Annotated in this window: 26 protein-coding genes; 13 read left to right on the top strand and 13 right to left on the bottom strand. The window is 40.0% G+C overall.

Annotation, left to right across the window (positions count from 1 at the left end; genetic code table 11):
* The first annotated feature begins 131 nt into the window (after positions 1-131).
* The 5 genes from BK049_RS10400 (at position 132) to BK049_RS10380 (ending at position 4,252) form a co-directional block, all read left to right on the top strand.
* Positions 132-1,010 carry a transporter substrate-binding domain-containing protein gene (locus tag BK049_RS10400; protein WP_174549227.1) on the top strand — a complete coding sequence of 293 codons (879 nt, stop codon included), beginning with the start codon at positions 132-134 and terminating at the stop codon, positions 1,008-1,010.
* A 60-nt stretch (positions 1,011-1,070) separates the two neighbouring features.
* Positions 1,071-1,733, top strand: a complete 663-nt coding sequence (locus BK049_RS10395) for an amino acid ABC transporter permease (protein WP_008354871.1) — start codon at positions 1,071-1,073, stop codon at positions 1,731-1,733.
* 10 nt (positions 1,734-1,743) lie between these two features.
* On the top strand, positions 1,744-2,484 hold the full coding sequence (locus BK049_RS10390; RefSeq protein ID WP_071168449.1) for an amino acid ABC transporter ATP-binding protein: 741 nt from the start codon (positions 1,744-1,746) through the stop codon (positions 2,482-2,484).
* Between the two features lie 193 nt (positions 2,485-2,677).
* Positions 2,678-3,886, top strand: coding sequence for an ammonium transporter (locus tag BK049_RS10385; protein ID WP_008354877.1), 1,209 nt, complete (start codon positions 2,678-2,680; stop codon positions 3,884-3,886).
* A gap of 18 nt (positions 3,887-3,904) precedes the next feature.
* Entirely contained in the window at positions 3,905-4,252 is a 348-nt protein-coding gene (locus tag BK049_RS10380; protein ID WP_007497589.1) for a P-II family nitrogen regulator, read from the top strand.
* Positions 4,253-4,338: 86 nt separating this feature from the next.
* Here BK049_RS10380 and spoIIQ read toward each other — a convergent pair whose 3' ends face one another.
* A complete protein-coding gene (gene spoIIQ / locus BK049_RS10375) occupies positions 4,339-5,235 on the bottom strand; it encodes a stage II sporulation protein SpoIIQ (RefSeq protein ID WP_008354880.1) in 897 nt (298 codons plus the stop codon).
* A 127-nt stretch (positions 5,236-5,362) separates the two neighbouring features.
* Between spoIIQ and BK049_RS10370 the strand changes: the two genes are divergently transcribed.
* Positions 5,363-5,860, top strand: coding sequence for a GNAT family N-acetyltransferase (locus BK049_RS10370; protein WP_034738194.1), 498 nt, complete (start codon positions 5,363-5,365; stop codon positions 5,858-5,860).
* A gap of 186 nt (positions 5,861-6,046) precedes the next feature.
* Here BK049_RS10370 and BK049_RS10365 read toward each other — a convergent pair whose 3' ends face one another.
* Genes BK049_RS10365 through BK049_RS10355 form a run of 3 tightly spaced genes read right to left on the bottom strand, consistent with a single transcriptional unit; the run spans position 6,047 to position 8,944 of the window.
* Positions 6,047-6,577, bottom strand: a complete 531-nt coding sequence (locus BK049_RS10365; RefSeq protein WP_071168448.1) for a TlpA family protein disulfide reductase — start codon at positions 6,575-6,577, stop codon at positions 6,047-6,049.
* Complete coding sequence (locus tag BK049_RS10360) at positions 6,574-7,143, bottom strand: MauE/DoxX family redox-associated membrane protein (protein ID WP_008354886.1); 570 nt, start codon at positions 7,141-7,143, stop codon at positions 6,574-6,576. Before BK049_RS10360 ends, BK049_RS10365 begins: the two co-directional genes overlap by 4 nt.
* A 1-nt stretch (position 7,144) precedes the next feature.
* The gene (locus tag BK049_RS10355) at positions 7,145-8,944 is read right to left on the bottom strand and encodes an ABC transporter ATP-binding protein (protein ID WP_071168447.1); all 1,800 of its coding nucleotides are present in this window, start codon (positions 8,942-8,944) and stop codon (positions 7,145-7,147) included.
* A 98-nt stretch (positions 8,945-9,042) separates the two neighbouring features.
* Here BK049_RS10355 and BK049_RS10350 point away from each other — a divergent pair, with 98 nt between their 5' ends.
* Entirely contained in the window at positions 9,043-9,552 is a 510-nt protein-coding gene (locus tag BK049_RS10350; RefSeq protein ID WP_071168446.1) for a thiol:disulfide interchange protein, read from the top strand.
* Between the two features lie 46 nt (positions 9,553-9,598).
* Here the strand turns inward: BK049_RS10350 and BK049_RS10345 are convergent, their stop codons facing one another.
* Complete coding sequence (locus tag BK049_RS10345) at positions 9,599-10,003, bottom strand: hypothetical protein (RefSeq protein WP_071168445.1); 405 nt, start codon at positions 10,001-10,003, stop codon at positions 9,599-9,601.
* A gap of 528 nt (positions 10,004-10,531) precedes the next feature.
* On the opposite strand from BK049_RS10345, the gene BK049_RS10340 reads away from it, so the two are divergent.
* The 4 genes from BK049_RS10340 (at position 10,532) to rpsN (ending at position 12,811) form a co-directional block, all read left to right on the top strand.
* A complete protein-coding gene (locus BK049_RS10340) occupies positions 10,532-10,954 on the top strand; it encodes a DUF5362 family protein (RefSeq protein ID WP_071168444.1) in 423 nt (140 codons plus the stop codon).
* A gap of 142 nt (positions 10,955-11,096) precedes the next feature.
* Positions 11,097-11,246 (top strand): 50S ribosomal protein L33, encoded by a 150-nt coding sequence (rpmG, locus tag BK049_RS10335; RefSeq protein ID WP_003214771.1) that lies wholly within the window; start codon positions 11,097-11,099, stop codon positions 11,244-11,246.
* Between the two features lie 82 nt (positions 11,247-11,328).
* Complete coding sequence (locus BK049_RS10330; RefSeq protein WP_008354898.1) at positions 11,329-12,525, top strand: GTP-binding protein; 1,197 nt, start codon at positions 11,329-11,331, stop codon at positions 12,523-12,525.
* Positions 12,526-12,541: 16 nt separating this feature from the next.
* Positions 12,542-12,811 carry a 30S ribosomal protein S14 gene (gene rpsN / locus BK049_RS10325; RefSeq protein WP_008354900.1) on the top strand — a complete coding sequence of 90 codons (270 nt, stop codon included), beginning with the start codon at positions 12,542-12,544 and terminating at the stop codon, positions 12,809-12,811.
* A gap of 255 nt (positions 12,812-13,066) precedes the next feature.
* Here the strand turns inward: rpsN and moaA are convergent, their stop codons facing one another.
* On the bottom strand, positions 13,067-14,074 hold the full coding sequence (gene moaA, locus BK049_RS10320) for a GTP 3',8-cyclase MoaA (RefSeq protein ID WP_034738170.1): 1,008 nt from the start codon (positions 14,072-14,074) through the stop codon (positions 13,067-13,069).
* A gap of 10 nt (positions 14,075-14,084) precedes the next feature.
* Positions 14,085-14,873: a formate dehydrogenase accessory sulfurtransferase FdhD gene (gene fdhD, locus BK049_RS10315; RefSeq protein ID WP_008354904.1), complete on the bottom strand. Its 789-nt coding sequence runs from the start codon at positions 14,871-14,873 to the stop codon at positions 14,085-14,087.
* Positions 14,874-15,006: 133 nt separating this feature from the next.
* Here fdhD and BK049_RS10310 point away from each other — a divergent pair, with 133 nt between their 5' ends.
* Together BK049_RS10310 and BK049_RS10305 are read left to right on the top strand one after the other, a co-directional pair.
* Entirely contained in the window at positions 15,007-16,272 is a 1,266-nt protein-coding gene (locus BK049_RS10310; protein WP_008354906.1) for an L-lactate MFS transporter, read from the top strand.
* A gap of 82 nt (positions 16,273-16,354) precedes the next feature.
* Positions 16,355-18,703, top strand: coding sequence for an FdhF/YdeP family oxidoreductase (locus BK049_RS10305; protein WP_071168443.1), 2,349 nt, complete (start codon positions 16,355-16,357; stop codon positions 18,701-18,703).
* Between the two features lie 54 nt (positions 18,704-18,757).
* Here BK049_RS10305 and BK049_RS10300 read toward each other — a convergent pair whose 3' ends face one another.
* From BK049_RS10300 to BK049_RS10275, 6 genes are all read right to left on the bottom strand, one after another.
* Positions 18,758-19,432 carry a VWA domain-containing protein gene (locus BK049_RS10300; protein ID WP_071168442.1) on the bottom strand — a complete coding sequence of 225 codons (675 nt, stop codon included), beginning with the start codon at positions 19,430-19,432 and terminating at the stop codon, positions 18,758-18,760.
* 84 nt (positions 19,433-19,516) lie between these two features.
* Complete coding sequence (locus BK049_RS10295; RefSeq protein WP_034738196.1) at positions 19,517-20,212, bottom strand: VWA domain-containing protein; 696 nt, start codon at positions 20,210-20,212, stop codon at positions 19,517-19,519.
* A 325-nt stretch (positions 20,213-20,537) separates the two neighbouring features.
* Positions 20,538-21,563: a stage II sporulation protein D gene (spoIID, locus tag BK049_RS10290; protein ID WP_071168441.1), complete on the bottom strand. Its 1,026-nt coding sequence runs from the start codon at positions 21,561-21,563 to the stop codon at positions 20,538-20,540.
* Between the two features lie 253 nt (positions 21,564-21,816).
* Positions 21,817-23,124 carry a UDP-N-acetylglucosamine 1-carboxyvinyltransferase gene (gene murA, locus BK049_RS10285; protein ID WP_008354919.1) on the bottom strand — a complete coding sequence of 436 codons (1,308 nt, stop codon included), beginning with the start codon at positions 23,122-23,124 and terminating at the stop codon, positions 21,817-21,819.
* Between the two features lie 32 nt (positions 23,125-23,156).
* Positions 23,157-23,891: a YwmB family TATA-box binding protein gene (locus BK049_RS10280; RefSeq protein ID WP_008354921.1), complete on the bottom strand. Its 735-nt coding sequence runs from the start codon at positions 23,889-23,891 to the stop codon at positions 23,157-23,159.
* Between the two features lie 128 nt (positions 23,892-24,019).
* Complete coding sequence (locus BK049_RS10275) at positions 24,020-24,250, bottom strand: DUF1146 family protein (protein WP_008354922.1); 231 nt, start codon at positions 24,248-24,250, stop codon at positions 24,020-24,022.
* Positions 24,251-24,306: the final 56 nt, after the last annotated feature.

Here is a 24,306-nt window from a genome sequence, read left to right as displayed (position 1 = left end):
ATGAGATTCATTTCCCTTTTTTACCCTAAGCAATTCAAGTTCTCTCTCACAAAAGCATGTCATACATTGTAAAAAGGGTGTGTGCTGGAAAAACACATATAAAATTGAGAATAAAAGGTTCAAATGGTAAGATGCACACATATGAAAATGCCTACTTTCTCCTTATATGGAGAACGGCTGAAAAGGAGGAAAAGCCAATTCATAAAAAAAGACGGTTGTGGGTCCCAGCCCTTTTCTCAGTTGCAGTATTACTTCTGTCTTCGTGTGGTTCAAATGAAACGAATGGGAACGGAGATAAACGTAATTCTACAGCGAAAGGGTCACCGATTTTGGAGGATGGAAAGTTTATTTTTGCAGCATCAGGTGAATTTCACCCATTCAGTTACATGGATGGAAACCAGATGTCAGGCTTTGATATTGATGTAGGCAATGCGATTAGTGACAAGCTCGGCCTCGAGCCTGTACAGAAAAAATATAAATTCGCAGGCATCGTCGAAGGCGTCAAATCAGGGAAATTTGATGCGGCAGTTGCAAGTCATACCATCAATGAGGAACGAAAAAAACACGTCCTTTTTTCTCAACCTTATTACTACTCCGGTCCGCAAATCTTCACACGACCTGGAGCAGACATTCAAAGTGCAGATGACTTAAAAGACAAAGAGATCGCTGTCTCTAAAGGCTCGTCCTATGCTGATATTGCGAAAGAACATAGCGGGAAAGAACCAAAATATTACGACAGTGATGTTGTCGCTTTAGAAGCACTAGCCAACGGTAAACACGATGCGGTCGTCACTGATTTCGCCACAGGTGCAGAAGCCATGAAGAAAAAACTAAAAATCGAAGCGCAAGAAAGACTCGGACAAAGCGAGCAAGCAATCGCTGTCTCTAAAGACAATAAAGAACTGATAGAAGAGATCAACGATGCGATTGATGCACTAAAAAAAGACGGAACATTAAGACAAATTAGCGAGAAGTATTTTGACGAAGATATTACCGTCAAACAAGATTAAAACCACGATTGTGCGCCCTTCTACTCTAGGCGCACTTTCTTCAAATGGAGATGATTTATTTTGCCTACCCTATCACACTTTTTCCAAACGCTGATTGAGTCTAGAGGCGTTTTCTTAGAAGGGATGCTGCTGACCTTACAACTGACTGTGATCAGCATCCTCATCGGTATGTTCATCGGGCTTTTCTTCGCTCTAATGAAAATATCTCGTGTGGCGGTTTTCGGATATATCGCGAATGCTTATATCTTTCTTGTGCGCGGGACGCCACTCATTGTGCAAATTTTCATCTTATATTTTGGACTCACGGAATTAAATATACCTGACTTTTGGGCGGCCTCTATTGCCCTTGCCTTCCATAATGGTGCCTATATAGCAGAAATATTCAGAGGCGCTATCCAATCAATTGACCAAGGTCAAAAAGAGGCAGGACGTTCTCTTGGCATGGGACGCTTTTTAACCATGAGACGCATCATTCTCCCGCAAGCGATGCGGCGTGCCCTTCCCCCACTTGGCAATCAGTTTATTATCGGCTTAAAAGACTCATCTCTTGCCGCCTTTATCAGCGTCAATGAACTATTCAACGTAGCGACCACTCAAGGCTCCAACAGCTTTGACAATATGACCTATTTACTGGTTGTCGCTGTCTATTACTTAGTTCTTGTCCTGCTGTTAACATTCGCTGTGCAAACCTTTGAAAAGAAACTTTCAGTCAGTGATCATTAGGAGGAGAAGCATGACAGAATCGAAGGAAATCATTCGTGTTGAAAATCTCAATAAATACTTTGGGGAGCTGCATGTCTTAAAAGATATCAATCTTACTGTGTATGAAAATGATGTCGTCGTCTTAATTGGTGCAAGCGGCTCTGGGAAAAGCACCTTGCTCCGTTGTATGAATTTTTTAGAAATAAAAAATGAAGGTCAGATCATCATTGATGGCAGTCCCGTTCATCCAAAACGAGATCAATTAAACGAAATGAGGCAGAAAATAGGCATGGTGTTTCAGCATTTTAATCTCTTCCCTCACAAAACCGTACTTGAAAACATTATTGAAGCACCTGTGATGGTGAAGAAAACAAAGAAGGCACAGGCCATCGCTGAAGCCAATATCCTGTTAGAAAAAGTCGGCCTTGCGGATAAAGCCAGCGTCTACCCCTCTAAGCTATCAGGCGGTCAGAAGCAGCGCGTTGCCATCGCACGAGCTCTCGCCATGAGGCCTGATGTCATGTTATTTGACGAGCCTACATCCGCCCTTGACCCAGAGCTTGTAGGCGAGGTGCTGCATACCATGAAAAGCCTCGCAAAAGAAGGCATGACAATGGTCATTGTCACACATGAAATGGGTTTTGCAAAAGAAGTAGCCGACCGAGTCGTCTATATGCACGAAGGTCGTATCATCGAAGAGGGCATCCCAGCAGAATTGTTCGATTCCCCTCGAGAGGAGCGAACCAAATTGTTTCTCAGCTCCATTTTATAGGTCAAATGCCCTTTATTTTTAGCGATCCACACACGTTTTTTCTCATTTTTTACGAACTTTTCTTCCATTTATATTGATAATGACTAAAAAACCATGTGAGATAAACTTACATGAATATGTTATATATGACTTTTCTCTCTATAATGAAGAATTAAGAAATCTTTTAATTCTGAATGATTCGGGGGAATGCAGCATGCAAATGGGTGATACAGTATTTATGTTCTTCTGCGCACTACTCGTGTGGTTAATGACACCGGGTTTAGCATTATTCTACGGAGGACTTGTGAGAAGTAAAAACGTGTTAAGTACGACCATGCACAGCTTAACATCACTAGCCATTGTCTCTATCGTCTGGATTGTGTTTGGCTATTCACTCGCCTTTGCGCCAGGCAATGCATGGATCGGAGGCTTTGACTGGGTTGGACTAAAAGGCGTTGGCTTCGAGCCTGGTTCATATAGCGATACCATTCCACATTCATTGTTTATGATGTTCCAAATGACCTTTGCCGTCTTAACCACAGCCATCATCTCAGGCGCCTTTGCTGAACGTATTCGTTACTCAGCAGTGGTCGTGTTTACACTCCTTTGGGTCACATTTGTATACGCCCCAGTCGCACACTGGGTTTGGGGCGGTGGTTGGATTGGAGAAATGGGTGCGCTTGACTTCGCTGGCGGAAACGTCGTTCACATTTCTTCCGGTGTTGCCGGTCTAGTCGTTGCGATTGTTCTCGGAAAGCGAAAAGAAGCGGCAAGTTCTTCCCCGCATAACTTAATTTACACACTTCTTGGCGGAGCTGTCATCTGGTTTGGCTGGTTTGGCTTTAACGTTGGAAGTGCCCTGACTTTAGACAGCGTCGCCATGTATGCCTTTATCAACACCAATACAGCAGCGGCCGCAGGAATCATCGGCTGGCTGTTAGTCGAGTGGATGATCAACAAAAAACCAACGATGCTAGGCGCCATCTCTGGAGCCATTGCTGGTCTTGTAGCCATTACACCTGCCGCAGGTTTTGTTACACCGTTTGCTTCTATTATAATAGGATTGATCGGCGGAATCGTTTGTTTCTGGGGAGTCTTCTCACTCAAAGCCAAATTCGGCTACGACGATGCACTGGATGCATTCGGACTTCATGGAATTGGTGGTACTTGGGGAGGAATTGCCACAGGTCTTTTCGCGACAACATCTGTCAATGACGGCGGAGCCAATGGCTTATTTTATGGAGATCCAAGCTTACTTTGGAAGCAAGTGGTCGCCATTGTTGCCACTTATGTCTTTGTTGCGGTCGTCACATACGTGATCATCAAAATCGTCAATATCTTCTTCAAGATTCGCGCAACTGAAGAAGAAGAATCAGTCGGTCTTGATTTAACGATGCACGGCGAAAAAGCATATCAAGATTAAAGAAGAAGGGGTGTCTCTATGAGTAAAATGTATAAAGTGGAGATTGTCACACGTCCAGCTAATTTTGAAACATTAAAGGTGGAGCTTGGAAAGATTGGTGTCACCTCTATTACCTTTTCAAATGTGCACGGCTGCGGCTTACAAAAGGGACATACAGAACTATACCGCGGCGTCAAAAAGGAAAGCAATGTATACGAGCGTTTAAAGATCGAAATCGTCCTAAGCAAAGTACCTGTCGAACAGGTTGTTGAAACAGCTCAAAAGGTACTTCGCACAGGCGAACCAGGGGATGGGAAAATTTTTATATATGAAATAGAAAATACGATTAACATTCGGACAGGTGAAGAAGGACCTGCCGCGTTATAGCACCCCCTCCGCCAAATGGCGGAGGTTTTTTTGAAGACAGAAAAAAACCTCTGCATACGCATCTACACAGAGGATCTTACAAGACATTAAGATTGTTTGGTTTCTTCTGACTGACTGCTGTCTTTAGATGAATCTGAAGACTTTTCCTGATCAGAGGATTTCCCCTTCTCATCAGACTTTTCTTCGGTTTTCTCTCCAGCCGGCTCTTTTGCCTTATCTTCAGCAGCAGGTTCCTTCGTTTTTTCATCAGCTTTTGGCTGAGCAGGTTCTTTTGCTTCTTCCGTCACTTCTTGAGCTGCTTTTTCAATAGTAGAAACAGGCTTATCAATGAAGTTAAGTGGATTGAGCGCTAAACCTTCCATACGAATTTCAAAGTGCACATGGTTGCCGCTTTCAGCACCATATAGATTCTTACCAGAAGCACCGATGACATCATTCTGCTTCACTTCATCGCCTTCTTTTACACTTACTTGAGACAGCGATTGATAAACAGTTGACAATCCATCTTCATGTTCAATTTCAACGACATGACCGAGAACTGGATCTTTTTTCGCCTGAACGACAGTTCCACTAAGAGCAGCTGTGACATCAAACACTTTGCCATCTTTATCTGCAAGATCAATACCTTTGCTTAAGGTATAGGTGTTATTATAGTTTACAAGTGCTGCTTCTTTTTCTTTTTGATCAGCATCTGCTTCATAGAACTTTTTCACGACAGAAACATTATCAGAATTCTGGACCGGCATGGCAACATTTTCAATTGGCTTTCCAACTTCAACGGCATCATCACGCTGTTCTTGTCCTGTTTGATTTCCATCAGATAGTTGGTCTTTCACATCTTTTGATACAGCTTGATACCAAAGAACGGCTGTTAACACGACCGCTGCGCTGACCAAGTAAATAGCAGGGAATACCCAGCGCTTACGGAAAAATTGCTGAACTTTTGTGATTTTGGAAGTACGTTTCTTTTCTTCCTCTCTCATTTTTCATCACCTCAGCAACATTCTGAACACTTTTCAAAAAATATATACACACGAAATCATTTTTCTTTTTATTTTGCGCAATCACATCAATAATATGTATGATGAATGAAAAAAGGTGGAGGACTTTATTGTGAAAACTTTCAACCGCATTGCAACAGAAGATGACCTCAAAGCGATTGTCGATATTTACAATTCAACGATTGCTTCAAGAGAAGTTACAGCCGATACAGAACCTGTTACAGTTGAGGACCGCCGGCAATGGTTTTTAAATCATTCAGAGAAAAGACCTCTCTATGTGAAAACAGATGAAGCAGGCAATATCTACGGCTGGCTCAGCTTTGAAACGTTTTACGGCAGACCCGCATACAACGGAACCGTTGAAATGAGTATATACTTGAACCAAGACTATCGCGGAAAAGGTTTAGGCTCTCTTTTCTTACAAGAAGCCATCGAATTGGCGCCCTCATTAGGCATCCGAACATTACTTGCCTTTATTTTCGGCCACAACGAAGCCAGCATTCGATTATTTAAAAAACACGGCTTTGAGACATGGGGACACTTACCGCGCATCGCAGAAATGGACGGTAACAGGTACGATTTAGATATATTAGGAAAAGAATTATAAACGAGCGAAAATGATCTTTATTTCAGCTCTTCTTTTCAAGCGTGATGGAACGCCCTTGAAGTCTAGGAAGGACGAGTTACTAACGCAAAGCGAATTTGACATTCGTGAGCACCGAGCGCAGGACTGACAAAGAATGCGAGGGTTTGTCTACACGCTGGAGCGTCTCTTAAAGAAAGAGACGCTTTTTTATGAGGCTTGTAAGAGCTGTTCAAATTGTTTTGCATTCTTAAGCGATTTCCTTTGCAAAATGATTCCTTGTTCATCAATGAGAATCGCTTGCGGGACAACCGTTACCCCATACAGCTCCACCATTTGTGAAGAACGTATATATACGGCTTGTGCAGGCAGCAATTGTAGCAGCGAATCGTCATCCGCTTGTTCATCGCCATTTATAAAAATGACATGAACATCATCACGTGAAAATGAGTGCTGCATATCAGCTAAAATGCTTTTACACGTCATACAGGTAGAATTCACAAAGAACAGCATCACGCCTTTCCCATGTTGCAAATATTCCTTTAACATCACCTTTTCGCCTTCATGCGTATAGCTTCGAAATAACGGCGCCGGCTCACCAACATCCGCTTCCTTCAATTCAATCCCATCAAAGGATTTTATTTTATTCATAAACCTTCCGATAAAACGGGCAAGCAGAAACACCACCGCCAGCTGAGCAATGACAATCAATAACACAATGATTAATAGAATATCCTTCATTTCATTTTATCTCCTTCTATCATTGATTCATTTTCAATATCGAATTGATTGATCCACTTTCGCTTGAACAGCATGATTTCTTGACTGAGCGCTATGATGAAACAGACAGCTGCTGCAATGAGAAAACAAATGATGTTTAAGTGCCATGGCATCGTATCTACATAAGGGTGTACATAAAATAACCCAACCACAAGAGCAAGCATCAACAGATTACGGATCACTATTCCCCAATGAAGGCGATCGTTTTCAAGAAGCCCTCCACAGCCGCATGAAATATCATGATGCCCTCTTAACAAATTGAACGTGACCGCTCCAGTATAGATACATAAAAGGGCTGTAAGCCCAAATGCAGGTACGACAGACATGTTCCATATGAACAAATGAACCGTACACACCAATTCAATCAACAAGAATAAATAAAACATAGGTCCTGCGAAAGAAGGCGGTAGCAGACGATAAGCCTTCATCTGCTGCACATGTGCTGTCTGCTTTCTTACTTTATCGAGCCATGCACCTGCAAAAATGATTCCTAGTAAATAGACACCTATGAAATAAAAGACACTCACCTTACACCATCTCCTTTTGTTGGAATAGTTGAGATTGTGCCTCGTAAAGCCTTTTGTACTCACCTTGTAACGCCATCAGTTCATCATGGTTCCCTTCTTCAATGAAAGCACCATCTTTCATGACGATGATACGGTCTGCTAAGCGGGCCGCTCCCATACGATGTGTAATAAACAAAACACCTTGATTCTGCGTGTGATCGAATAGCTTACGGATGAGTGAAATCTCCGAAAATGGATCAAGAGCAGAAGTCGGTTCATCTAAAATGATAAAATCACTTTCTCTAAAAAAGGTTCTCGCCATCGCAAGCTTTTGCCATTGTCCGCCAGACAGTTCCTGCCCTTCTTCAAAAAAACGACCAAGTTGCGCATCATATGTGTCTTCCATTTGATTAATTCTTTTCTCTATCCCTGCTTGCCGGGCAGCTGACATCAACCGCTCTTCATCATCTATATCATTGATACGACCAAACCCTATGTTTTCTTTCACAGTGAATTCGTACTTCATAAAATCTTGAAACAGAACTGCCATTCTATCGTGATATGTCTTTTTATTAATAGTCGAAATAGATTCACCATTGACTTTGTGCATATTCGGCTGATCTGGATCGTATAATCCGGTTAAACATTTGATTAAAGTGGTTTTACCAGAACCGTTATCCCCTACTAATGCAAGGCGTTCACCTTTATTCATATGAAAGTATATACGCTCAATAGCAGGCTTTTTCATATTTGGATAAGTAAAAGAAAGATTTTCTAGTGTGATGGACTGGATATGATCAATTCTCCGAAGCGATGCTGCCTCTTCTGCCTGTTCATGATGTTCCTCTTCCCTCTTTTGGAATGATCTCATTTCATCAACATAAAGGCTCGTCTCATATAAACTAGAACATTCCCTCGTTAAATCTTGAAAACCACTTTGAATGTTCTGTACAGCTTGCAGCACTGCGACAAATGTCCCGGCTTCTAATCTTTTTTGAAAAATAAGATAGACAATCAAAAGCCCACAGCACATATAGGCAAATGTCATGAGCAACCCGCCTGCCATCTCCCAGCGAACTTGCCGTTTCAGCAATTTATATTTCTCATCTGCACTTTTGACATAATGACCTTTCCACTTTTGAAGCAGATAATTCCCTATTCCATATAAACGTATTTCTTTTAGAGAATCTCGTTGCGCTACAAGATCGGACACATACATTTCTCGTCGATCATTAGCAGTTAACAGACGGTTTAAACGATAACGCGCACCTCCAAAGAAAAGCTCAATCCACAATACAGGCAAGGTAAACACGAACAAAATGGCCGCCAAGCCCCAGTGAATACCCACCATATAGATAAGAAGTGATACAACAGTAATCAACGCGCTCATGATTGTAAAAATACTTCTGACCATACTGAGAACATGCTGATGACTGTTCATCACACGTTGACTTTCATTATAAAAAGATGGGTGTTCAAACGTAATAAACGGGAGCCTTATCGCTTTTTGAAGCAATTCACCCTTCAAATTCAGACCAATCAAATTTGTCGCTCTCTGCTGACTAAGCTGAAGAATGAACTGAAGCCCATATCCTAAAATCACAATGACCATTTGCAGTCCAAATAACCACAAAACCTTTTGGATGTCACCTGAAGACGTCATAAATAAAATAATTTCATTAATCAATGTTTGAATAATCCAGACACTAGCCAAAGGCATAAAACCAACGATCACTTGAATCAACAAGGTTAAAAGAAGATATGAACGACTTTTTTTCCAAGTATAGGAGATTGCATATAAACAATGGTTCACTGTACTCATCAAACGCTCCACCTTACACCATTTAGTATAATTGACATATTTTTGATATTTGTATTATGATAGCTTTGCGCAACTTCACATTGAGAGGACGATATGCAATGAATTCAATCTTTCTTTTACAAATCGCTCTGATACTTTGCACCCTTTTATTCACTGTCGGAATCATCATCTATTTAAAACAGCAGATGCAGCTTATCATCTTACCGAACGAACATATTGGACAAAAACTTGCGCATCCGCTTCTCGAACAACCATCACCCATTCAAATGCATGATCTGCTGCAAACAAATAGCAAGCAGCAATTACTGATTTTCACTGACACAGCATGCCCGCACTGCATCCCATCACTTGAACAATTCCTAGAAACGAAAAAGCAGCGTAAATTAAACATCTCATTTAGTATCTTGTTGAAGAATGGACAAAAAGAAGATCAAGAATTATATCGTGATAACCAAACTAACATGCGAATAATCCCAGTGGGCGAACAAATAATAGACGCATTTCAAATCCAAGAGTTTCCATATTACATCATGGTAGAAGATGATGAAACAATCTCATATGCAGCACCTTTTCCAGATGGTCTTTATTCAAGGCGGCCTGCAAACTAAAGATAAATGAGGCATGTGAAGAATATCAAACACGCCTCATTTTTTATTATTTTGGTGTTGGCTGAACATCCTTTTCTTTTTCCTCCGCAGCCATTTCACTAGCTTCGCTTGAAGCGGATACTTGTTCCTCAGCTTGTTCAAACTCACTGCGAGCTTCATTTGAAATGTCAACTTGATCACCATGCAGATTCACAGTAACGGACGAAGAAGACCCCTCTTTTTGAACCTCTTTCTCTAGTTCCTTTAATTTAGACACATGAAGCTCTAAATCTTTTCCTTGCTGAACCAAAGCCAGTTGTTGAAATAATGCCTTTCTCTCTTCTGGAGAGTGGTCACCTTGAACAATTTGCGCTGCTTGGGTTAAAAAAGAATTTGATGTTTGGCCCGCTTGACGGCTAACCGACGTCTGCATAGTAGCATTTGTTACGAATGAAATTGAAGATATGCTCAATGCGTTCACATCCTAATAAGTGAAATACTTAAATTTAGCAGCCACATTTAACGCGTTCTTGGCTAGTACAAATCTCACCTGTGTCACGATCCACATAGTAACGGAAAGTTCCAACGCCTTGAAGGAAACAAGTTGGTGCTGATTGACAAGAAGTCACCAATCTTTGCAAAATACATCGAGCAGCTGCAGGTTGAACATTGGTCATTTTGTTTAAAAAACGATCTAACATACAAATTCCACCTTCCAATTTTTATGGTATTACAACACAATAATAACCAATTAAAATACAACTAACAACATATTTTGATAATTTTACTAATTATTTTTAACTATTATTCTAATTTATGACATAATTTTAATTTAAAAAATCTAGTATTTATTACCTTTTTCTTATTCAGAAATAATTTATTTATCCATAAATAGATGAGTAAAGATAGAAAAAAAAGGCTATTGTTCAACATTCGCTCTTCCTAAAGTACTGCTGGGTCAAGTATGATAGAGAGTGAATACATAAAGGAGTGAACACAATTGCAACAAACTGAGAAAATCATTCAGTCTCTTCATTCAATAACAAAGTGGGGAAAGGTTGGCAGCATCTTTCTCTATATCTCGGGCGGGCTGTCTATCCTTATAGGATTTTGGTTAGTTCTTCCTGCTGCCGTTGGCGTTTTTCTCATTATGATGGGCGTTCATGTTCAAAAATCTGTGAAAGCAGCTGAACAATTGATTCAAGCGCCTGATACTTCTTACGAAGAACTATTAGAACAATATGCTAAAATGATGAAAATGCAGACACTGTTTGCCATTTCAAGTATTGCCGCAGTTATTCTCTCGTTCATCGCTATCATTTTGATGTTTATACTAGGTGGATTAGCCTTTCTCCAAGATTTTCCTAGTGATGTTCAACAGTACGATGATCATTATGAAGAAGAACTCGGAGACTTTTATTAATGAAGAGGGGTATCAATTCAATTTGATACTCCTTTTGTTTTGCAATTTGGCATTGATCATGATACTTAGCTTGACAATCAACCTTTATCATTTTAAAATACAAATCGTAACCATTACGAATTAAAGGAGGATCATATCACTTATGCGCGTGAAAATCACCTTAGCCTGTACTGAAACAGGTGACAGAAACTATATCACAACAAAAAATAAACGAACGAATCCAGACCGATTGGAGTTAAAAAAATATTCTCCACGATTAAAGAAATATACACTTCATAGAGAAACAAAATGATTTTTCACAATTTAAATCGTAATAATTACTTTTTAAGTGAGGCGGAAAACAAAATGATCGTTTTCAAAAAGGACAAAAACCAATGAATAAGAGAATACCTGTCACAGTATTAAGCGGCTTTTTAGGAGCTGGAAAAACAACGATATTAAATCATGTTCTTCAGAACCGTAAAGGGCTAAAAGTAGCTGTTATTGTAAATGACATGAGCGAAATTAATATTGATGCGGAATTAGTCAAGCAAGGCGGCGAGCTCTCTCGATCAGATGAAAAACTTGTTGAACTCTCTAATGGGTGTATTTGCTGCACATTGAGAGAGGATTTATTAATTGAGGTAGAGCGTCTTTGTAAAGCTGGTAATATAGACTATATTGTCATTGAGTCTACAGGTATTAGTGAACCAATCCCTGTCGCTCAAACTTTCTCTTACATTGATGAAGAAATGGGCATAGATTTGACACGCTTTTGCAGGCTAGACACGATGGTAACAGTGGTAGATGCAAACCGTTTCTGGACTGATTTCCAATCAGGAGAAAGTTTATTGGATCGCAAGGAAGCTGTTTCCGATGATGATGAACGAGAAATTTCCGATTTACTTATTGATCAGATTGAATTTTGTAACGTGCTGATTATCAATAAATGTGATCTTGTATCAGTAGCAGAACTAGATCGACTGGAGCATGTACTGACCACACTTCAACCAGAAGCAACTATTATTAGAACCTCAAAAGGTAATATACAGCCAAGTGACATTTTGAATACTGGTTTATTCGATTTTGAAAAATCAAGTGCTTCTGCAGGCTGGATAAAAGAAATCAATGCTGGACATTCTCAGCACACGCCCGAAACAGAAGAATACCGAATCTCATCATTTGTTTATGAAAGAAGGCTCCCTTTCCATACTGGCAGGCTGAATACATGGTTAGATCATATGCCGGAGCAGATCGTTCGTGCTAAAGGATTTGCATGGCTAGCTACGCACCATGATTTAACCATTTTAATTTCACAAGCCGGGAAATCCGTTGCGATTGAACCCATTGCATACTGGATTGCTGCCTTGCCGGAGCAAGAAAGAGCACGCGTTTTAAATCAGGAACCAGAAATTCTAGATGAGTGGGACGCAGAGTTTGGTGATCGACATACAAAACTTGTTTTTATCGGTGTAGATTTACCTAAAGCAGATATGATTCGTACACTAGATCAATGCCTACTTACACCTGAAGAATTTGATCAAGACTGGACAACGTTTGAAGACCCCTTTCAATGGAAAATACACAATTAAACCAGGAGGGTTTTAAGTGGCAAAGAAATCAAAAATAGCAAAAGAAAAAAAACGGCAGCAGCTTGTTTTGAAATATGCAGAATTAAGAAAAGAGTTGAAAGAAAAAGGTGACTATGAAGCTTTGCAGAAATTACCTAGAGACTCTTCCCCCACTCGCTTAAAAAATCGCTGTGAATTAACGGGCCGTCCTAGAGGTTACTTGAGAAAATTTAAAATGTCTCGAATTGCTTTTCGTGAGCTTGCCCATAAAGGACAGATCCCCGGAGTGAAAAAATCAAGTTGGTAAAGATTGATTCGATCTTATCATAGTTCCTGTCAAAGTAAAGCAGCACAAAATGAATAAAAACCTCTTTTCCAACCTTACCTCTCCATTTTCGAGGTGAAAAATTGCATTTTAAAAAACAGCAGAATCTCTGCTGTTTTTTTATGCTGATGGACTTATAAGATAACTTGTCCTGTTTTTTAAAATGAGATTTCCAACAAATGATTATGACATTTTCTCTGCTTTTCAAAAATCAATGTTCATGATACTTTGTTGTCACTACCCACCGATGTAGGACATCTCAACTTTTTTCTGATCTTTCTTCTGTTCTCTCTCAGCTGAATATTGATCATGTCTGTTTGACCATAATTCCTTCAATGTGTTCACTAGATATTGATCATCTTCTGTCGTACGAATGATTCGTCTCAGATCAAAACCAGATGACGCAAAGAGACAGGTGAATAATTCGCCACGTGCAGATAGTCTAGCTCTATTACACGATCCACAAAAAGCATCTGAAACAGAAGAGATAATGCCAATCTCTCCTGAACCATCCTCATAAAAATAACGATTGGCTACTTCACCTTTATACCGAGGGGGTTTTGGTTTGATAGGATATTTTGAATGAATCAGCTCTATCATTTCTTTTTTCGTCAGCACATGCTTTAGGTTCCATTTATTCGTATTGCCAACATCCATAAATTCAATAAATCGTAGAATGTGTCCTTCTTTTTTAAAATAGGCTGCCATTGGTAAGATATCTTGATCATTCACACCTTTTTGGACAACCATATTGATCTTAATGGCAAGTCCAGCTTTTTTTGCAGCCTCAATTCCATCAAACACTTTTTGGATGGAAATTTGTCTTCCATTCATCTGCTTAAAACGGTCTGGGTTTAAAGAATCTAAACTAATGGTGACTCTGTGAAGACCTGCTTTCTTTAGCTTATCAGCGTATAAAGGTAAAAGCGTTCCATTAGTCGTCATAGCGATGTCTTCAATACCTGGAATTTTTGCAAGCTTTTCGATCAAGATGGGCAAATCTTTACGCATTAAAGGCTCTCCGCCCGTAATACGTAATTTCACCACACCTAATTCCTTTGCAAAAAGGGTAGCAAGTCGTTCAATTTCTTCGAAGCTAAGCAGCTCTTCCTTATTCAAAAAAGGATAATCTGGTCCAAAGATTTCAGCAGGCATACAGTACGTACATCTAAAGTTACAGCGATCAGTTACCGATATTCTTAAATCGCGCAATGGTCGATGTCTTTTATCCAAAATACTGCCCATACTTTGCCTCCTATTCTGTAATACGCTGGTGATGAGTATAGATATTAAAAGATTCTCCTCTAACGAATCCAACTGTTGTTATATTTAATTCTTCTGCCATTTTCAGCGCTAGCTCAGTAGGAGCTGATTTTGATATCACAATCGATACTCCTAATTTTGCTGCCTTCAACAAAACTTCAGACGAAATGCGGCCGCTAAATACAAGGATTTTATCTCTCAGTGGGATTCGGTGAAGTAAACAATATCCATAGATTTTATCCAAAGCATTATGTCGTCCTATATCCGTTCTAGTAATGAATAGCTTTTCTGTGTCACACAGTCCCGCATTATGCACACCGCCAGTATGTTGAAATAATTGGCTTTCCTCTTGTAAACATTTCATTAAATGAATACAGGTTTCAGCAGGAATGTTGATTCGATCAATCGCTGTTTTTGCCGTTTTCACATCTTGAAGAAAATAAAAGTGCCTTCCCTTCCCACAGCAAGATCCAATCACTCGTTTGGTAAAGTCTGATGAATGAAAATGACTTGAGTGATGTAAATCAACATATGCAAAACCCATACTTTCATCTATTGTAAACCTTTTAATCTCTTTTTCAAATCGAATAACTCCTTCTGAGGCTAAAAAACCGATAACCAATTCTTTCAAATGATCTGGGGAACAAACGAGTGTTACAAACTCTTCGCCATTCACCAGCACAGTTAAAGGAAATTCTTCTACAACTTCATCTGTTCTGCAGGTAAATTGACCGTCGCGATATTGTTGAATGACTCGTTTCTTTTTAACAGAAGGATTCATGACTGATCTTCCTTTCAACACAAATTTAGTTATATGAACCAGTCAAATTGTGATATTATTTTAAAAAGTCATAAAAATGTAACATATTTCTATCTTATCAAACTTTTTGATTGCTTTATATGGGGGGAACACAATGAACAAATCAAAAAATCGTTGGCTCATCGCTACAAGTGCTGTGGGAATTCATTTATCTATTGGATCTGTTTATGCATGGAGTGTTTTTACGAATCCTTTACATCAAACCTTTCAGTGGTCATTAACAGAAATAAGCCTTACATTTAGCATTGCCATTTTATTTTTAGGCTTATCGGCTGCTTTCATGGGACATTTCGTTGAAAAGTATGGTCCAAGGGCATCGGGGCTCTTTTCAGCTATTTTCTTCGGTATTGGAATGACTGGATCAGGGTTTGCTGTCCACATGTCTTCATTACCTCTCCTCTACTTATTTTATGGTGTACTCGCTGGGATAGGATTAGGTGTAGGTTATATTGCTCCTGTATCAACATTAGTCAAATGGTTTCCGGATCGAAGAGGACTCGCAACCGGTTTAGCCATTATGGGTTTTGGTTTTGCTTCTCTTATTTGCAGTCCAATTATTCAATATCTCATTGAAAAAGTTGATATAGCAAATACCTTCTATATTCTTGGAATCTCTTATTTTATCATCATGGTCATCTCATCTCTTTATTTATCACCACCCACGCCCGATGACGTCAAACAATTTGACGTGTTGAAAACTAGTCGAAAAAAAATTCCTCAAGATTTATCACAGCTCACAGCAAATGAAGCGATCAAAACACGGCGCTTTTATTATTTGTGGCTTATGCTCTTTATCAATATCACGTGCGGAATTGCCATTATTTCAGTAGCGTCGCCGCTTGCTCAAGAAAGTGTTGGCTTCACCGCAGGCGCTGCAGCTACTCTTGTTGGTATTTTAGGTGCTTTTAATGGGCTGGGACGAATCGGCTGGGCTTCGTTCTCTGATTATATCGGGAGACCAAATACGTATACAATTTTCTTTAGTATTCAGCTCATTGCTTTTCCCTTACTTCCATACTTAAAAGAACCGCTCATCTTTTCAATTGTGATGGCGATCATTTATACGTGCTATGGTGGAGGATTTGCCTCAATTCCAGCCTATATTGGAGATTTATTTGGTACGAAGCAGCTTGGTGCCATACACGGTTATATTCTCACCGCTTGGGCCGCTGCTGGTTTAGCAGGACCTTTATTTTCGTCCTTCATTCGAGATATAACAGGCAATTACACACAAAGTCTCATGGTGTTTTCCGGCTTATTTTTCATTGCTTTTATCATATCTCTTCTCATTCGGAGGGATATTAAACAACTTAGAGAATCAAATCTTACTGCCACTTCTTCTGTCACAGCCCGTCCGTAATTTGAATTTGACAGAATCACATTCTACAGGTAATTTTTAGATATGAAAACGCATTAAAAGGTAATCGGAGGGTGATGATATCATGGGGAAAACAAAACACAAGGGGCCTATTAAACTTAGCAAAAAACCCTCACCAAAGCTATGGGCTTCTTTTGCTCCTATGGGGCTTGGAAAAGTTAAACCGAAACACATTCGAGATACGATGAAGGTGGCATGGGAGAACAAAGATAACCTCCCCTATGCATACCGTATTTTAACACAGGGCGTTTGTGACGGCTGTGCACTTGGTGTATCAGGTTTATACGATCAGACACTTGCAGGGCCCCATATATGCACCACAAGGCTTAATGTGCTTCGTCTTAACACAATGCCAGCTATTGACCCGAAATGGTTCGAAGATATTCATCAGCTAAAGCAAATGGACAGCACCGCACTTCGTAAACTTGGGCGTATTCCCTATCCATTGATTCGAAAAAAAGGTGATAATGCCTTTACACGTATTTCTTGGGATGATGCATTAGATCAGATTGCAGCTAAAATCAACTCAATTGATAAACAGCAGCTCGCTTTCTATTTAACCGCAAGAGGGATTACAAATGAAGTGTATTATACTGCGGCAAAGGTTGCACGATTTATAGGAACAAATCATATCGATAATGCTTCTCGCATTTGTCATTCACCTAGCAAAACCGCTCTTAAGCGTTCTCTTGGTATAGGTGCCTCCAGCTGTAATTACAGTGATTGGATTGGAACGGATGTATTGATTTTTTGGGGCTCTGTCGCAGCAAACAATCAGCCTGTTTCTACTAAATATATGTACGCCGCTAAAAAGAAAGGGACTAAAATTATTGTCATCAATCCATATAAAGAGCCTGCGATGGAAAAGTACTGGGTTCCCTCTATTCCAGAGAGTGCATTATTCGGCACAAAAATAGCTGATGATTTTTACCAAGTCAATATAGGCGGCGATATTGCGTTTATGAATGGCATCATCAAACATTGGTTTGACATGGAGGAGCATGCTCCTCATTCCGCTCTTGACCATGAATTTATTCAAGCACATACAACCGGCATACAGGATTTAAAGCAACATGTCGATCAGTTGAAATGGGAGGATCTAGAAGCATCATCAGGCTTATCTAAGGAAAGAATGAAGGAATTTGCTGTACTTCTTGCCAATGCCAATTCAGGTGTTTTTATTTGGAGTATGGGCCTCACCCAGCATCGTTTTGCAACTGATAATATATCACAAGTCGCAAATCTTGCCATGTTACGTGGATTTATTGGCAGAAAGCATTGTGGTGTCATGCCTATTCGCGGACATAGCGGCGTCCAAGGTTCAGGAGAAATGGGCGCCGATCCATTCGTGTTGCCAGGCAGTGATTTTGATGAAGAGAATATTGAAAGAATTGAGAAGATATGGGGATTCGACATTCCAAAATGGCATGGTGACACCATTGGTCAATCATTTGAGAAAATGACTCTTCCAAAAGAACACCCGCAAAAGCTCAAGATGCTGTTTACTAGCGGTGGAAACTTTTTAGAAACGATGCCAAATCCAGAAGCGATTGAAAAGGCATTATCTGAGCTTGAACTCCGTGTCCATCAAGATATTATTTTGAACACCTCTACACTCGTAGAAGCAGAAGATACCGTGATTGTTCTGCCTGCTATGACACGATATGAACAGCCAGGCGGAGGTACATCAACTAGTACGGAGCGCATGGTGTATTTCAGCCCGGAAATTGAAGGACCTCGTATTGAAGAAGCCAGAGCTGAATGGGACATTTATATTGATCTTGCGAAAAGGGTTCGTCCAAAAGATGCCGAGCTGATTCATTTTGAGAATGCTGAAGCCATTCGTCGTGAGATCGCCATCGCAAATCGAAACTATGATGGCATACAGCATTTGCGTCATAAAGGGGACGTCTTTCAATGGGGAGGCGCTTGGCTTTGCGAAGATGGCGTGTGTCCAACACCGGATGGCAAAGGACACCTTCTGCCTGCCCAGCTGCCTCAATATCGGAAAACGGAGGGGCATTTCAACATCACGACAAGACGAGGTAAGCAATTCAACTCAATGATTTACAGTGAAAAGGATGCCTTTAATGGCGGAAAGCGGCATTCTATCTTGTTGAACGAGGAAGATGCAAAAGAGCTTTATATCAATGAAGGAGATCCAGTTGTCCTTTTTAATCAATATGGGTCCTATCAAGGAGTTGCTCAATTCGGAGATCTGAAACGTGGAAATATTGCTGTTTATTGGCCTGAAGGGAACGTTTTAATACCAAAAGGAGTTTATGAAAGCTATTCACAGATTCCAGAATATAATACCACTGCAATATTAGAAAAAGCCGAAACCTTTCATGCAAGAAAAGATCAGCACTACGTGGAGAAACGAATTGATGAATTAGAAACGACTTTAAATTGATCTTCAACTAAAAAAACAGCTGGGGGTTTGTCTCCCCAGCTGCATATTCACATCCTACTGGCCAAAAGAGCTCGCTTCTTTTTGAAGAATGTGATTCAATTCTTCTGCATTTGCTGCTGGTTGATATTGTCCACCGCCAGCTTTTGCAACAGATTTTAGACTTTTTGCTTCTTTTTGATTTACATCGAAGCCAATGATATTGACGATTGTATCAATACCTTCTTCATGTAATTGCTTTGCTGCTTGTGATGGGCTCCCGCCACAAGTTTCTTCACCATCACTGACAACATATACAATATTTTTTCCCTCAGCTTGGTGATCTTTAAAATCTTGTTTCGTATCAGTTAATGCTTTTGCAAGTGGTGTCCAGCCTGTTGGACCATACACATTCAGCGCTTGTTGAAAGGTTGATTCCTCATAGGTTCCAAACCCATAAACTGCTTCAGAACTTTCACAAGAAACGGCTTTTCCTGCATTTTTATTGGTTCCTTCATGACCAAAAACACGAAGCAGGACTTGCGTATCTTCTGATAAAAGACTTGCGAAGCTTTGAATCGAACGTTTTGCGATATCAATTTTCTTTTCGCCTTCAACCGATTGTGCCATACTGCCACTTAAATCAAGTAAAATCACCACATGAGCCGGCTCCTTTTTCGTTATAGCATGAGCAGGTGAAGAAAGAAGCAGGACAAGACTAGCTAAGATGGTTAATACAATATTTCTTTTCATCAATAAAAAACCTCCCTTTTTTCATTTGTACAGAAAAAGAGAAACGAAAGCATCAATCAATCGTTTCCCTTTTCTTCAGCAAGTTTATTCGTGTAGTTTTAATGATTCTGCTGTAAAGATAGAACCCATTTCTTTGCCAGTGCTTGCTTGGTAGTAAGAGCCTTTACCAGCTTTGGCTACTTCCTTCAATTGGCCTTCATAGCCATCGTTAAAGTCTAATCCGATTACATTGACCACAGTAGATCCTTTTGAGTTATGCAAATCTTTTGCTACTTTCACTGGATCTCCGCCACAAGTTTCTTCACCATCAGTAATTAAGTACACAATATGTTTTGTTCCATTATGAAGCTGCTTATCCGTTTGCTTTGCACTTTCAAGAGCACGTGCAATCGGTGTCCAGCCATTTGGTCCAAGACCGTTTAGAGAGTTTTCGAAGCTTTCCTTTTCATAAGGTTGAACGCCGTAAACGCCTCTAATGACTTCACATGATTGAGCTTTACCTGAGTTTTTGTTGTTTCCTTCAGAACCAAACAAGCTCATACGGATTTTCGCGTTTTTCGGAAGTGATTGAGCAAATTTGAATACCTCTTGTTTTGCTAGATCAAATTTGCGCTCTCCTTCTACTTTTCTTGCCATGCTTCCACTGGCATCAAGTAAAATTGTCACTCTTACATCTTTCTTATGTTTTTTGGCTGCTGTTGCTTCTGCAAATACTGGTGAAGAGATTGACATTGATAATGTCAATACAGCTAAGGCTACGAGTGTAAATACTTTTTTCATCATGCTTTTCCTTCCTCCTTATGTATTTGATTGAAACATCTTAATCGTAAATTATTCTCACTTGGAATGGTATAGGACTCGATCCCTTTTTCTCTTTCATCAAAATCACTAAAATTCTGTCAGATGTCTAGATATTTTCACCTAACGCTTCCTTTTTCTCTTTGTTTTCTCTTTCTTTCGAGGGACTTTGTATCGGCCATCGGTTCTTGTCGGGACATAAATGTTTAAGATTTCCTGACCTGCGCCTTAAGTCACAATTTGACACATTCTGTTCAAACCTCTTTGAAAACAAAAAAAGATGCCCCATTTTGAGGCACCTTTTCCTTTATTTCTTAGCCATATATGTGTTGAGAAAGCGATCAGCTGATTCAATTTGAATTCCTTTATAATAATGTTTCACGATCTCATCTACTTTTTTGCCTGACTGGGCCATATAATGTGCACCATACTGACTCATTCCCACACCATGGCCATATCCTTTTGTCGTAATCACAATTTGCTGGCCTTTTCGTTCCCATGTAAAGTCCGCAGAATGCAGCCCTAGTGATTCACGAATATCTCTGCCTGTCAGTGTTTTCCCGTTTATGACTGCTTTGGCTACTTGATTTCCTGGTGTCCGTTCTACAATCTCTCCCACCTGATGCTGCTGATTGAGGGTTACACCCAGTTTTTGCTGAAATTCACTAACTGTGATGATTTGCTTGTTTTGAAATTTGGGTGATTTTTCGTCCCATTTGCTTGAAACACTTTTCAAATATGGGATTTCGTTTTTCCAATAGGATTCTGCATTTTCAGTTTTCCCGTTACTTGTTGAAAAGAAAGAAGCATCAATTGGTTTTTCATCATAAGTCAGCACTTTCCCTTGTGTGCTGGCGACGGCTTCTGTGATCTTTTTTAATTTCCAATTGTACGCTTCCCCCCAAATTTTCTTCAGTTCCTGTTTATTTTTGTAGACCTGGAACATTTGTGTGTCATCTACAAGAGAGCCTTTTGGCGATTTTACGGTCTTGTCGATGATCATTTGTCTGACGATATACGTTCTAGCGGCGAGTGCCTGTGCTTTGAGTGCCTCGATTTCAAAATCAGCTGGCATTTCCGAAGCGACGACACCGATCACATACTCTTCTAAGGGGATGTTTTCTACCTGTTGATGCGCTGAACGATAGACTGGAATGGAGACGGGTGATTGCTTCAATTTGACTGAACCTTTCACTTCTTTTTTTGCTGATGGTTCTGCTGCTACGTGTTGGCTGGCCGTTGGTTTTCCTTGGAACGTCGGCAACACGAGTAAGGTTGGAATCATTAAAATGATGATGCATATTCCTGCGATTGTCCATATCATTGGTTTCATATTTGGCTGCCCCCATTTGTCATTGAATCTCTTTTATCCTATGGACAAGGACAAGCTAATATGACAGCTTCTTTCATTCATTGGACAAGTCTTTTGGTGATATGCTGGTGCTCTTCATCATTTGATTTTACTGTTCGTCTTTATGAATAAAATTTAAGATGATTGGATACACTAATGATAAGCTTTTAAAAATAAAACACTCTATGATTCTAAAAAAAATCAGCATGCCCAAATGGACACACTGATTTGTTTATTACGCGTTTAGATCTGACACAACTTGTTCTTGTGTCACATCTGCTGATTCATCATTTACTCTTTCAATGTCTGCACCGATTGCTGCAAGCTTTTGGTGGAAGTTCACATATCCACGGTCAATATGCTTCAATTCAGTGACGCGTGTATGACCTTCTGCCACTAATCCAGCAAGTACAAGTGCTGCTCCTGCTCTTAAATCAGTCGCTGAAACTTCAGCACCTTGAAGTTGAACCGGCCCATTGATAATCACAGAGCGACCCTCAATTTTAATATCGCCATTCATGCGGCGGAATTCTTCAGCGTGCATAAAACGATTTTCAAACACAGTTTCTGTGATCATGCTTGTTCCGTTCGCACGAAGCAATAGCGCCATCATCTGAGACTGCATATCCGTTGGGAACCCAGGATGCGGCATTGTTTTTAGATCGATTGGCTTGAGCTCAGATGGTCCAATGACTCTTAAACCTTCTTCTTCTTCAATGATCTGAATACCCATTTCTTCCATTTTTGCAATAAGTGAAGTCAGGTGTTCCGGAACTGCGCCTTTCACAAGGACATTTCCTTCTGTAATGGCTGCTGCCACCATGAAAGTACCCGCTTCAATTCGGTCAGGAATGATGGTGTGTTTTGCACCGTGAAGTGTTTCCACACCTTCAATTTTGATTGTACCAGTACCAGCCCCGCGAATCTTACCGCCCATGGCATTAATGTAGTTTGCCAAATCAACAATTTCAGGTTCTTTTGCTACGTTCTCTAAAATGGTTGTTCCTTCAGCTAATGCTGCTGCCATGATGATGTTTTCAGTTGCACCTACACTTGGGAAATCCAAATAAATTTTTGCACCTTTTAGACGGCCTTTTACTTCAGCCTCGATGAATCCATTACCTACTTGAATTTTAGCTCCCATTGCTTCGAAGCCTTTTAAATGCTGATCAATTGGTCTTGAACCAATTGCGCAGCCTCCAGGTAATGCAACCCTTGCATGACCTGTTCTAGCTAAAAGTGGTCCCATGACGAGCACAGATGCTCGCATTTTACGCACATACTCAAACGGAGCCTCAGTTTCTAGTGCATGAGATGCATCTACTGATACTTCGTTATTTTCAAAATGTACTTCTGCTCCTAAATGACGTAACACTTCATTGATTGTATATACATCGGAGAGCGTAGGTACATCACAAATTACGCTTTTTTCTGTACTTGCTAACAAAGATGCAGCGATAACTGGTAAAACGGCATTTTTTGCGCCTTCTACTTTAACTGTGCCGTTTAACTTTTGACCGCCGCGGACGATGATTTTTTCCAAGGTCTTCCCCTCCGCGTCCCAAATTCTCTATATTAATATTCAGTCGTTACGATTGGTGTGCCAACCGTAATCGTATGATTTTCGTTCATTTCCGAACTTCTGATGGCAATTTGAACATTCATTTTATCATTTGAAGTCATAATGAACTGTTCCCACTTCTCTGTGTAAGCGGAAAGCGACACAAAATTAGACTCAACGAGATACTCAACTGGTTTTGCTTGAAATTCATTTGCTATCATTTTAGCTTTTTTTTGCAAAACAACATCCATCATACCATTTACATGACCATTAAGACAAGTAAAAATCACAATTTTTTCTTGTAATATGCTTTTTGCATGACGTACGAACTGATCATATGTATGCTCCCAGGTATTCAGTGGACGAGCACCTTTTTGCTCATATAATAAATACGACTTTTGATTGGATTTTGTGTCGGTCTTCACGAGTAAAATTTTCGAAAATGTATCATTTTTTTCATCTTTGTAAATACCTGTGACTTTGGTGACATGTTTCTCTTTTTTTTCGGTCCACTCATATTGTCGTAGTTCGTCTTTCAAACGTTTCACTTTATTTGAAAATTGTTTGGATGAAATATCTACATTTGTTTTGGCATGAAGGGTCCATCCATCCACTTCGATTTGCTGGTTTTTCAGACCTTCTGCTATTTGGGCGAGCGGAGACGTTTCTTCCGCACGCACACCTTGAATCATTAGAACAAAAAAAAGAATAAACGCAAATAATGGCCAACCCTTCAAATACTTTCTCATTTGTCATTCCCCCTTGCTACAAGTGTTGCCGCAAGGAGATAAATGCATACGTGGAAAAGTCATCAAAGACCATCCTTTTGACACTTCTTTTTACGTTCCCGCAGAAGGTTGCGATCAAACCTTTTTTGTTAAAACATATAAGGGATTTGTCTGGAGAAATTTAAATAATCAAGGAAGAAATTGCTGACTGCCGATGCAATGGCAATGGTGATTAGCATCATCAACAACCTTGCTTGAACGATTTTTCCTTTTTTAATCAGTGGATCGATATTCACGGCAAGCAATGCCCACCACGTAATGGCGATAAAAAATAAGTGGATCACAATACTGACAATTGCTTGTTGTCCTACGTCTTCCATACAGTTGAATCCTCCTTTTATTTATTTCTGTAAAGGAAAACTCCCTTTCATTATAT

It is taken from the genome of Bacillus xiamenensis, assembly GCF_001857925.1.
GTDB classification, from domain to species: domain Bacteria; phylum Bacillota; class Bacilli; order Bacillales; family Bacillaceae; genus Bacillus; species Bacillus xiamenensis.
Note: the sequence above shows the minus strand (reverse complement) of the source record. Positions and strands in the feature narration are given on the sequence as shown.